This window comes from Prevotella marseillensis (assembly GCF_900625065.1).
GTDB classification, from domain to species: Bacteria; Bacteroidota; Bacteroidia; order Bacteroidales; family Bacteroidaceae; genus Prevotella; species Prevotella rara.
The window spans coordinates 961903-975403 of the sequence record NZ_UYXY01000001.1 but is presented as its reverse complement, the minus strand read 5'-3'; the positions used below and the strand labels follow the sequence as shown (position 1 = coordinate 975403).

Annotated in this window: 6 protein-coding genes; 3 read left to right on the top strand and 3 right to left on the bottom strand. The window is 35.2% G+C overall.

What is annotated here, in order from left to right; genetic code table 11:
* Together EJL04_RS04070 and EJL04_RS04065 are read left to right on the top strand one after the other, a co-directional pair.
* The gene (locus EJL04_RS04070) at positions 1–3261 is read left to right on the top strand and encodes a UvrD-helicase domain-containing protein (protein ID WP_125104136.1); all 3261 of its coding nucleotides are present in this window, start codon (positions 1–3) and stop codon (positions 3259–3261) included.
* 50 nt (positions 3262–3311) lie between these two features.
* A complete protein-coding gene (locus EJL04_RS04065) occupies positions 3312–6170 on the top strand; it encodes a PD-(D/E)XK nuclease family protein (RefSeq protein ID WP_125104135.1) in 2859 nt (952 codons plus the stop codon).
* Between the two features lie 108 nt (positions 6171–6278).
* Here EJL04_RS04065 and cdd read toward each other — a convergent pair whose 3' ends face one another.
* From cdd to EJL04_RS04050, 3 genes are all read right to left on the bottom strand, one after another.
* Positions 6279–6758, bottom strand: coding sequence for a cytidine deaminase (cdd, locus tag EJL04_RS04060; RefSeq protein WP_125104134.1), 480 nt, complete (start codon positions 6756–6758; stop codon positions 6279–6281).
* A gap of 14 nt (positions 6759–6772) precedes the next feature.
* Complete coding sequence (locus EJL04_RS04055; RefSeq protein WP_338142708.1) at positions 6773–8119, bottom strand: right-handed parallel beta-helix repeat-containing protein; 1347 nt, start codon at positions 8117–8119, stop codon at positions 6773–6775.
* Between the two features lie 866 nt (positions 8120–8985).
* Positions 8986–11541 carry an ATP-dependent Clp protease ATP-binding subunit gene (locus tag EJL04_RS04050; RefSeq protein WP_125104132.1) on the bottom strand — a complete coding sequence of 852 codons (2556 nt, stop codon included), beginning with the start codon at positions 11539–11541 and terminating at the stop codon, positions 8986–8988.
* A gap of 293 nt (positions 11542–11834) precedes the next feature.
* Here EJL04_RS04050 and EJL04_RS04045 point away from each other — a divergent pair, with 293 nt between their 5' ends.
* Positions 11835–13490, top strand: coding sequence for a glycogen/starch synthase (locus EJL04_RS04045; protein ID WP_125104131.1), 1656 nt, complete (start codon positions 11835–11837; stop codon positions 13488–13490).
* Positions 13491–13501: the final 11 nt, after the last annotated feature.

Genomic DNA, 13501 nt, shown 5'->3' with positions numbered 1-13501 from the left:
ATGAAACAATTAACAGTATATAAAGCTAGCGCCGGAAGCGGTAAAACATTCACCCTTGCCGTTGAATATATAAAACTCCTGATTAAAAATCCAATGAGTTTTAAGAACATTCTTGCTGTAACCTTTACCAATAAAGCTACAGAAGAAATGAAAATGCGAATATTAAGCCAGTTATATGGAATTTGGAAAATGCTTCCTGATTCGCATCTTTACATGAAGGAAATAACAGGAAAACTAAATATAAGCGAAGAACAAGCAAGCCGACAAGCCGGAATAGCCTTAAACAGCCTCGTTCATAATTACAACTATTTCAGAGTTGAGACGATAGACTCTTTCTTTCAGTCTGTATTACGTAATCTAGCACGCGAATTAGATTTAACAGCAAACCTAAAAATCGGTTTAAATGATTCTCAGGTAGAAGAAGAAGCAATAGATCAACTTATAGACTCACTGACGACAACAAGCCAATTATTACAATGGCTTATAAATTACATTTTTACCAACATCGATGAAAACAAAGGTTGGAATGTTATTGGTCAGATTAAATCATTTGGAAAAAACATTTTTCAAGATTACTACAAGTCAATCAGCGACAATCTAAATAAGATAATCACAGAGAATAATTTTTTTGATATATATATTAAGGAACTAAAAGAAATCCGTAGTAATGCTAAAAAATGCATGGCAGCATATGCAGACCGGTTTATAAATGAAACAACCAAGGCCGGATTAGACCCTAATACATCATATGCATCAAAAGGCAAAGGCATATGCAGTTATTTCAAAAAACTTAAAACAGATGATTTCAGTGATGATAAATGTGTTAACAACACCTTGAAAAAATGCCTTGACAGTGCTGAAAGCTGGACGACCAAGACTAGTCCAGACCGGAATACTATTATATCATTAGTAAATGAAAGCTTAATGAAACTGCTACATGAAGCTGAAACAGAACGCTCAAAACAATGGAAGCTTTATGCAACAGTTGAGGTTACTCTGAAACACCTTAGTAAATTACGCCTTCTAAATAAAATTGAGAGTAAAGTAAGAGAATTAAATGAAGATGCCAACAGATTCCTGCTAAGTGACACTCAGTACCTGCTTCATTCACTCATCAAAGACAATGATTCTCCGTTCATATTTGAAAAAGCCGGATGCCAACTTGAACACATAATGATAGATGAATTTCAAGACACCAGTTCTGTTCAATGGCAAAATTTTAAAGTCCTGCTTAAAGAATGTATGAGTCATGGCTCAAATGATAATGACACTGTCAACAACCTCATTGTCGGAGATGTTAAACAAAGTATATACAGATGGCGTGCCGGAGACTGGCGCTTACTTAACAATATCAAGGAGCAATTTCCGTCTTCAAAGGAACAGGTGGATGTGTGTTCACTTCAAACGAATTACAGATCTGAAAAAAACATCATTGATTTCAATAATGCTTTTTTCACTTTAGCTGCACAATATGAATACACACGTGGCCAAGAAATCGGACTTGACAGCAGTGCCAATGAAATCAAAACTGCGTATGGAGATGTTAAACAGAATGCAAGACAAGGAAAAGCCCAAGCCGGATATGTAAGATTAACACTGCTACCGAATGAAGATTATAATGATGTGACATTAGAATATATTGAAAGCTGCATAGATGAGATAATAAAATCAGGTATGCCGTTGAATAAAACTGCAATATTATTTAGATACAATAAGTTGATACCAATTGTTGCAGACTATTTCATGGAAAAAAGACCCGACCTGACTTTTATAAGCGATGAAGCCTTCAGGCTAGATGCATCAAGTGCTGTTAATACAATTATGCTTGCCTTACAGTTACTCGTACATCCTGACGACATAATGTCAAAAGCTAATTTGGCTGTTATATATCAAAATACAATATTGAAAAAAGATCTGAATGTAAGTAAAATTCTCACAAGCTTCGTGTCAGAAACTGACAATGCTGATTCTTTTTTACCGTCAAGCTATATTGACAATATGCAACAGCTCATCAAAAAGCCATTGTTTGACATTATTGAATTTATATATTCCACTTTTGAGCTTGAAAAGATGCATGAACAAGGTGCTTATATATGCGCTTTTTATGATCAGGTCTCTGATTTTATAAATAACAATTCAGGCAATATTGATAAATTCATCAATGAGTGGAATGAGAACATACATTCAAAAACAATTCAATGTGATGAAATTAACGGTATAAGACTTATAAGTATTCATAAGAGCAAAGGCCTGGAATATGATAATGTAATTATTCCATTCTGCGATTGGACTCTGGAAAACAGAAACACCACGTTATGGTGCAATCCCAAATATCAGCCATTTGACAAATTGCCGATAGTTCCTGTAGACTATAACAAAAAATTGCTCAATACAATATATGTTGATGATTATAAAAACGAATATTTACAAAACACTGTAGATAATCTCAACTTGCTATATGTTGCATTTACAAGAGCATGTAAGAACCTGTTTGTTATAGGAAAGAAAAACAATTCATCCAAAAGTATAAGGAACAGATCTGAGATATTAAACGATAACATAAAAGGATTGGCAGAGATATTACCTAGAGCTTCTATTTCCGGGATTGAACAGGAAAATGAGCCAACTATATTTGAGTATGGAGAACTTTGCTGTGATGAAGAGACAAAGTCTGTAAAAACAGAAAATGTTTTTATACAACAAACTTTGCCATATAAAGTAAATATGAAAACATCAAACTATGTGGCTAATTTCAGACAAAGTAATAAAAGTAATGATTTTATAAAATCTGAAAACGAAGAGAACGAACACGAACGTTATATAAAAATGGGTAGTGTATTACACAAATTGTTTTCAATGATTCGTACTACCGATGATATAGACAATGTGTTAAAACAATTCGAATTCGATGGTGTACTTTATGATGATGATATAACGGCAGATAAAATGCGGAGTATGCTAGCAAAACGTTTATCTGATAAACAAGTAGCTGACTGGTTTGACTCACGTTGGACAGTATTTAACGAATGTAGCATTCTTGAATACGACAAAAATACTAACAAAGTTATTGAAAGGCGGCCAGATAGAGTAATTACAGACGGTACCAGAATGAAAGTTATTGACTTTAAATTTGGCAAACCTTGTAATGAATATATAAATCAAGTAAAACAATATATGTCTCTACTAAAATCAATGGGGTATCAAAATGTTGAAGGATATCTGTGGTTTGTTTATTCAAACAAGGTCAACAAGGTGGAATAATACATTTCGCAATCACTCTCATCATTTGTAACTAATACAACGGAAGTAACATGAAGAAATTTTTAGAATACGTAGCAGAAGACATCGTAAATAAATATGGCACTAATTTGTCAAACATAGCTGTTGTGTTTCCTAATAAACGTGCATCAATATTCTTGAACGAACAGCTTGCCATAAAAGCCGGCCGTCCTTTATGGTCACCGGCATATATTACTATCAGCGACTTTTTTCGTCAGCATTCATCGCTGTTAATTGGAGATTCAATAAAACTTATATGCGAGATACATAAAAGTTTTACTGAATGCACCCAAATAGACGAATCGCTAGATCATTTTTATGGATGGGGACAATTACTATTGGCTGATTTTGACGACATAGACAAGAATATGGCTGATGCCTCAAATGTATTCAAGAACATTAAAGACATCCATGAATTAGACGACATTTCATATCTTACAGATGAACAAAAAGAGATTCTGCATAAATTTTTCAGCAATTTCACGACAGACAATGAATCTGAACTGAAAAAACGCTTCTTAAAATTATGGGGACATTTCGAGGATATATATAACAACTACAAAGCAAGACTCCGTGAACAAAATATTGCATACGAAGGAATGCTGTATAGAGAAGTTGCCCAACAGGATATTGATTATAAATATGACAAATATCTGTTTGTCGGATTTAATATGGTTCAAAAGGTTGAGCAAAAAATATTCTCAAATTTACAGAAAAAAAATAGAGCTGGTTTTTATTGGGACTTTGATTCGTTTTATATGCCGCCAAATAAAAACGAAGCCGGTCACTATATTGAAAAATACCTTAAAGACTTTCCTAATGAGCTTAACTCGTCTGACAAAAGTATCTATAATAACTTGTCTGCAGGCAAAAGAATTATATATGCTAACGCATCCACTGAAAACATTCAGGCAAGATACGTAAGTGACTGGTTGAAAGAAGAAGAAAGATATAAAGATGGTAAAAATACTGCTATAGTTTTATGCGACGAGTCTCTTTTACCAACAATCATACACTGCATACCCAAAGAAGTTGAATGCGTAAACATCACTTCTGGCTATCCACTTTTTCAGACACCAGTTTCATCGTTTGTTCTACAGCTACTCGATCTTAAATTAAAAGGCTATTCACACAACAAAAACAGATACCAGCTTCATTATGTAGCTCAGATTTTGTCGCATCCTTATGCACAATATATATCAGAAAAATGCTCGGACCTATTGAATGAACTAAAAGAAAAGAACATTTATTATCCAACATTTCAGATTCTTGACAAAGATGAATTTACAAAACATCTGTTTGAGCTACAGAATAACAATAACGATTTGATGCAATGGCTTATGGACATCTTGAAACGAGTTGCCATAAATATGGGCAATACAGACAAAGACCCATTGTTTCAAGAGTCGATATTCAGAATGTACACATTATGCAATAGATTAAATGAACTGGTCAAGTCAGGCGACCTTGATGTGGACGTAATAACATTGCAAAAGCTTATCGTGCAACTGATCAACTCAACCTCTATTCCATTTCATGGTGAGCCAGCAGAAGGCATCCAAGTTATGGGTATACTTGAAACCAGAAATCTGGATTTTGAGCATGTACTGATTCTCTCATGTAATGAGGGAAATATGCCAAAAGGCATAACGGACTCGTCCTTTATACCTTATTCGATAAGAAAGGCATACGAACTGACAACGGTAGATAACAAAGTAGCCATTTATGCATATTATTTCTACAATTTGATACAGAGAGCCTCTGACGTTACAATTGTATACAACAACTCAACAGAAGACGGACACACAGGTGAAATGAGCCGATTTATGCTTCAACTTATGACAGACAGTAACTTTGACATCAAGCGCATATCTCTAAAAACAGATCAACAGCTGGTATATTCAAAGCCTAATATAATTGCCAAGGATGAAACCATTGTCAATATATTAAACTCGATGAAATTTATTTCACCGACATCAATAAACAGATATATGCGTTGTCCGCTGCAATTTTACTTTTACAATATTGCCCAGATTAAAGAACTTGATGAAAGTGACGAAATGGACAACAGGATGTTTGGTAATATATTCCATGGAGCTGCAGAAATATTATACCGGAAATATCTTAACGCAGAAAACCACATCATTACAAAAGAAACCATTAATAAAGCATTGGAAGACAAATCGTTAATTGGAAGGATCGTTGATGAGGCCTTTACCGAGATATACTTTAAGCAAGAATATAATGACAACAATAACAAATCGTTTTATAATGGCCTGCAGCTGATTAACCGAGAAGTAATAATAAGGTATCTGAAAAGATTAATTGAAATTGACTCAGCATTGGCACCATTTACTATCATTGGGATTGAAAATGACGTCTATGAGGATATTAAATTTGTTGCAAATGGTGACGAACGTAAGATATGCATAGGCGGACGCATAGACAGAATGGACAAAATTGTTGATAAAGAAAATAATACAGAAAAAATAAGAATTGTTGACTATAAGACAGGAAGCAGTAATCTAAAAGATGCGAAATCATTGGACGACATATTCATACGTCCGCTAAATACAGAGATACACGCAGACTATTATCTGCAAATAATGCTATATTCGTTAATAGTAAGAGGCAATAAGAAATATAACAGCAGCAGTTTGCCTGTAAGTCCTGCACTGCTTTTTATACAGCACTCTTCAGAAGAAGGATATAATCCGATAATATCAATAAACAAGAATAAGATTAACGATATATCTGAATATCTGCCGGATTTTTTGGAGAATGTCAAGTCTATATTGTCTGAAATATTTGACATTGCTACTCCATTTAAGCCTACAACAGAAAGAAAAACATGTGAAAACTGTCCGTATGCACGCTTGTGCAACTGCTAAAATTCTACATGAAGATACTTCAAAAAATGAATACTATTACAAATATCCCAGACGACATATACGTTAAACTGTCATCTGGGATATTTTTGAGTTACTATATCAATAAACTTAGTGCATAGATTCATCAACAAATGACAATGGCAACAAATCTTTTATGCTGTCAATAACATAAATGCCATCTGTTCCACAAAGTAATATCTTTATATTACATTGGTATCTTTGCTCCATTTCTAATATTACTTGCCGGCAAGAACCACAAGGCGAAACAGGAGTTTTAACCAGTCCTTCTATATTTTTTGCAGCGATTGCAATGGCTGTTATCGCCAACTCTGGATGATTAGACTGAGCATTAAATATCGCAGCACGTTCAGCACACATAGTAACGGGAAATGCTGCATTTTCCTGATTGGCCCCAATCACGATAGTACCATCCTCAAGCCTCAACGCAGCCCCCACCTTAAAGTGGGAATAAGGTGAATATGATTTGTCTGTAGCTTCAATAGCATTTTTCACCAATGCTTTTGACATATCATCAAGTTCTTCAAATTTTAACAGACTTAATTCTGATTTTATAATGATTTTTTCCATGTCTACGTTTATATTTATTCATTTTCGTTGTTTGTCGGATCATTAAAATATTCATAGCAACCAACATCCGGGAGTTCATCTCTTTGTCTTCCGTCACGGTCTTCAGGCAAGGAATATTCTATCGCAGCAGTGTTTATAGCCGGAGATTTTTCGTTCAGATGAAAGTCATACCTCTGTTTGTCTATATCAACTAAAACAAAGTTTTCTTCTCCTGATACAGCTGAAGTGTCCTCAACATTCTCGAAAGTCACATTAATTATGTTCTCATCGTCCGTAACTTCTGGTGTACGCAATAATGAGTTCACGAATCTATAATTAAACACTTTCGTTTCATCATCCATCTTCGCACCAGTTATTACATCGTTTGCATAGCCAGTAACAATACTATTCAGACAATCCATCTTTAACAACGGCATATAACGTTCACCCTGAAAATTAGAATAATACAGAGCAGCTCCGCGATTAGAGTCAAATGGATAAAACTGTGCCAATGTACATTGTTGTATTATTGCACTGCCGCCAAATATTGCCACACAATCATTTAAGGTATTGGTTATTTGGCTGTTACGTATCTCTATTGAACAATTTTCAGATTTAACGCCATATCCCTGACAATTATGAACTGTACTATTAAGTAATTGAAGTTTAACCTTCGATACATCAGAAGAGTCACAAACAATACCATTAAATGTGCTATGAATGTCTGTATAGCAGATTTTATTTTCGTAAGAAGAACCATAGAAACGAATTCCCTGCCACTGACCGCTGACATTATCGTAAGGAAGATAGTCAAACATGTTATCCAGTCTGTCACCACGAAGCACAATATTTCTATCTGCCGTACCTTCAGATATCATACGGCCATATATATTAATTCCGGCATCACCATGAAAATACAAAGTAGTTCCGGCTGCTATATTCAATGTAGCACAGCTGTCAACCGTCAGTCCACCATAAATTACAGTCGGTTTAGAGTCTGTTCCGATAGTAGTGTCATTTTGCACATACACATTCTTCAGTAAATTGGCATCCCACGTATAAGCGTTTAAAGCAACCTTCTGCTCTACTCCACTTTCCAAAAGGAAAACAAGCTCATCCTCGAGCAGTTGAGGCTCCTGCTTTCCGTTTTCCGGAGATGTTAATTCAACAAATACCCTTATACTGTCATTTTTACGGATCTCTACGTCAGAAATTTGATATCCTGACGTCGGGCTAAGGTATTCTCCGTCAACATTTATTCTAAATCCAGTCTGGTTTCCACGAGCTAATCTAACCTTTGTACATCGTATCCCGTCGCCAGCCTTATTATAAACCCAAAACGTACGTGTAGAAGTTGGAACCGTTGAAAAAATGGTATCCATACTTATCGTATCAGTTGAAAATGTCAATATGTCAGATTTTGACAATGAAAAAGAATCATCGTCTGTACACGACACAAACAGACAAAGAAGACTTATTAGTGAAATAATATTTTTTATCTTCATGATTATATAACGATGTTTGAAATATTATATTGCACTTAATTTGAAAGAAATTATTTCATTCCTTATAGAACATTATTTCACAAAATAACAATAAATCCTTGTTTTTGCTTATTCAACATTATCAATGTCCCTATTACAGGGTTCACCGAATAAAAATATACGACTTGAAATAACAAATACAGCAGTAACAGAGTTATGTTTTTCTATATGCAATTCATTATTTATGACAAACGCAAATCTGTATATTACCATTTATGCTTCACTATACATCTTCTAATAAAAAACATCGAAAAAACATTTCTGCCTTTTCTTCAAAAGAAACCAATGAAATACATCCATTAAACAAATGACTTTTGGATTAAAAACAACTGATTTATGGGCAAAAACTCAATCACTAATAATTTGAAAGGCATACGCGTATTTATATTAACAAAACAGACATATACAAACCGAAACAATCCTTTTTAATACAAAATCAACTTTATTTGTTATAATTTTTACAACTAGAAAAAGTATTAGACAAATAAAGATTAAGTATACATCTAAATTTATAAATCAAATTATATGCACGACACACATTCAAAATAAAGACGATAATGCATTAATGAAAATGCTCCATTACATAACCAAGCCCAAGCAAACCATTGATAAAAAAGAAGTTCTCTCTATACATAAATAATATAGGGGCAACATCTTGAAAATGACTTGCCCCTATATTAAATAATATTTAAATTACAAAGAAATCAATCTGTTCCTTCTATCTTAAACGACAGGCTATCTTTATCTGGATTCTTATCTATTAAGATAACGTCATTATCTTTTAATTTTCCATCCAATATCAATTCACAAAGCCCATCCTCAATATAGTTCTGTATTGCTCGTTTCAAAGGTCTTGCGCCAAATTGCACATCATAGCCTTTTGAGGCGACAAACTCTTTTGCAGCATTTGAAATCTTTATGTTACAGCCAAGTTCCTTGATTCTGCCGACAAGCCCCTTTAACTCTATGTCTATAATTCTTTTTATAGCCTCAAGATCCAACTGGTCAAATGTTATAATCTCATCAAGACGATTCAAGAATTCAGGACTAAACTGCTTACTCAAACTTTTTTGTATTATGCTTCTAGCATATTCTTTGTCGGTTTCATTGATGTTTTCACTGCTAAAGCCACCTGCATTGAAACCTATACCGCGTCCAAATTCTTTTAATTGACGAGTTCCAGCATTACTTGTCATGATTATCACCGTATTACGGAAATCTATCAAGCGGCCGTTACCGTCTGTCAGACGTCCTTCATCAAGAACCTGCAATAACATATTGAACACATTGCCGTGTGCCTTCTCAATCTCATCAAGCAATACAATTGAATATGGATGACGTCTTACTTTCTCTGTAAGCTGCCCGCCTTCTTCGTATCCTACATATCCCGGAGGAGCGCCAACTAATCGAGACGTATTAAAGCTCTCACTGTATTCACTCATATCAACACGGATCAACGCATCAGAACTGCCAAACATATGCTCAGCCAGTTTCTTCGCCAAATATGTCTTACCGACACCCGTTGGTCCCAAAAACATAAACGCTCCTATCGGATGATTTTTCTCTTTCAGACCAACCCTGTTGCGCTGTATAGCCTTAACCATCTTTTCGATAGCCTTATCTTGAGCAACTACAACAGCTTTCAAATCATTAGCCATATTTTTGAGCCTTGCACTTTCGGCCTCAGCCATCCGTTGTACAGGCACACCTGTTATCATTGACACGACCTCTGTAACATCATTCTCTGTTATTTCATCTCGAGTGCCAATCTCATTATTTGCCCATTTTTCCTGAAGTTCAGAAAGTTCAGCTTCCAATTCTGTCTGCTTATCCCTGTAACTTGCAGCCAGCTCAAAGTTCTGATTTCTTACCGCAGCCTGCTTCTTCCCTTTGATAAAATTAATTTCTTTTTCCTTTTCACTTATCTCAGGAGGCATTTGTGTGTGCCGCAGATGCACACGTGCACCCACCTCATCAAGAACATCAATAGCTTTATCAGGAAAGAATCTGTCGGTTACATACCTTTCTGTCAATTTGACACACGCCAATATGGCATCGTTAGTATAAGAAACATGATGGTGATTCTCGTAACGCTCTTTTATATTATTCAAGATGGTTATAGTTTCATCAGACGTTGTCGGTTCAACAATAACCTTCTGAAACCTTCGTTCCAAAGCTCCGTCCTTCTCGATTGAATTACGATATTCACTTAATGTCGTTGCTCCAATGCACTGAATAGTGCCACGTGCTAATGCCGGTTTCAATATATTGGCGGCATCCATTGAACCCGGAGTAGAACCGGCTCCTATAAGCGTATGTATCTCATCAATAAAAATAACGACGTCAGGATTCTGCTCTATTTCCTTAATCAGTGCGCGTATACGTTCCTCAAATTGTCCACGATACTTTGTGCCTGCAACAATAGCAGTCATATCAAGACTAATTATACGCTTATTGAATAGGACTGGTGATGTATGATGCTTGTTAATAAGCTGAGCCAGACCTTCAACTATTGCACTTTTACCTACACCAGGTTCTCCAATCAAGATTGGATTGTTCTTCTTTCTACGACACAAGATTTCTACAACGCGCTGAATCTCACGCTCCCGGCCTACAACAGGATCTAGTTTTCCTTCCGATGCACATTTCGTCAAATCGGTTCCAAAGTTATCTAGCACTGGCGTTTTTCCTTGGCTTCTATGTACACCAGTTGCAGTACTCTGCGGATTTGATTTCTGTGAATTACCGCCATTAATACTAAGCATGCCGTCCTCATCTTCATCCTTATCAGGCATGTCAATCCCATCATTTGTCATATAACCTGATTTATTCTGAAAATAGGTTAACGCATCTTCATAACTCATATTATTAAACTCTAACACCTCTTTTGCTCCATTATTTGCATGATCATGTAAAATCGCCAACAATAAATGCTGTTCATCAACCATTTGCATAGACTGAATACGGGCCTCCAAAACAGCAAGTTTTAAAATATTACTGGCCTTTTCATTCAACACAAGCTCACGAGTATTTAAAGGTTGCATAAAATCATCTTCACGCACCTTCTGTTCCAACTCGGTTTTTATTGACTGATAGTTTATATCTAATTTCAAAAATAATTCATGCACAGGGCCCGTCTTGTCACGAAGTATACCAAGCAGCAAATGCTCCGGACCAACAGACCTGCTGGCTAACCTGGCTGCCTCTTCTCTGCTAAACGCTAGAATTTGAGACACTTTTGGTGAAAATTGACTGGTCATTTTATATATATTCTTATTTACAATAATTTTACGATGCAAAGATAAACATTTTATCACAAACAAATATTATGCCATATTTCATTTTTAATTATAAGTGCGCAGATTTTAGCATTCAAAATAAAAAACATATATCCTCTTTAATATTTAACAATAACTATTTTGCAATCATTTTAAATAGTTATTAATAAAATAATCATAAATCAATAAAATCTCTCATTTCTTAAAAATACATCATACAAAATTTGTTTTTGTATGATTTTTTATTAACTTTGCGCCCATATTACAAAAGAATTATGGCAACAAAATTATTAACACCTGATTATATTTTTGAATCTAGTTGGGAAGTTTGCAATAAGGTCGGAGGTATATATACAGTTCTTTCAACAAGAGCAAAAACCCTACAGAATCTTCTGAAAGACAAAATTATTTTTATCGGTCCTGATGTTTTTATTAACGATAATCCTTATTTCATAGAAGATAACAAACTGTTTTCTGAATGGCATGAACAAGCCAACAAAGAAGGTCTTGTTATTAAAATTGGAAGATGGAATATACCAGGACAACCTATTGCAATATTGGTAAACTTCAATCAATATTATAAAGATAAAAACAATATTTACACATGGACATGGGAACATTTTCAGGTAGACAGTCTACATGCCTATGGTGATTATGACGAAGCGTCTATGTTCTCATATGCAGCTGCCAAGGTAGTTGAAAGTTTCTATAATTTTTATCTTGACGATTCTCAAAGGGTCATATATCATGCAAATGAATGGATGACCGGGTTAGGACTTCTGTACTTAAGCTACAAGATACCACAAATTGCAACAATATTCACCACTCATGCCACGAGTATAGGAAGAAGTATTGCAGGAAACAATAAGCCGTTATATGATTATCTGTTTGCTTATAATGGTGATCAAATGGCTAACGAGCTCAATATGCAAAGCAAGCATTCTATTGAGAAACAAACTGCTAAATACACTGACTGCTTTACTACTGTAAGTGAAATTACAGCAAATGAATGTAAAGAACTTCTTGATAAGCCTGTAGACGTTATCTTGCCAAATGGCTTTGAGAATGATTTTGTACCCAAAGGCGCAGAGTTTACCAGAAAAAGGAATATTGCCCGCAAACATGTTCTAAACATTGCGAATGCGTTACTCGGAACAGACTTAGACGACGACACACTCATTGTATCAACTAGTGGACGATATGAGTTCAGGAACAAAGGAGTTGATGTATACATAGAAGCAATGAACAGGTTGCTTAGAGATAACCGCCTGAACAAAAAAATACTTGCATTCATCGAAGTTCCCGGATGGGTTGGTGAACCTCGCGAAGACTTAAAAGAACGTATTAAGTCACAAAAGAAATACAACGAGCCATTACCAGTACCAATGATAACACACTGGCTTCAAAACATGAGTCAGGACAATGTATTAGGAATGTTGAAATTCTTAGACATGCAAAACAGGTATGACGACAAAGTAAAATTGATATTCCTGCCTTGTTATCTTAATGGCAACGATGGTATCTTCAACATGAAATATTACGACCTCGTATTAGGAAACGACCTTTGCGTTTATCCTTCATACTACGAACCCTGGGGATATACTCCATTGGAGGCAATTGCATTTAAGGTTCCATGCATAACATCTGATTTAGCAGGCTTTGGACTTTGGGCAAATACCGAATTTGGAAGATATGGAGAAATTACTGACGGCGTAAAAGTTATTCACCGTACAGATTACAATTATTCTGAAGTTGCTGATAAGATAAAAGATACAATTGTAGAATTCTCCAATATGTCCGACAGCGAGATTAAGAAAGCCCGAAACAATGCAGAAAAGCTGTCTAAAAAAGCATTATGGAGCAATTTTATAAAATACTATTACCAAGCATATGACTTTGCGCTCAGACGAGCAGAAGCAAGAAAGCATTAAATCAATTTGTA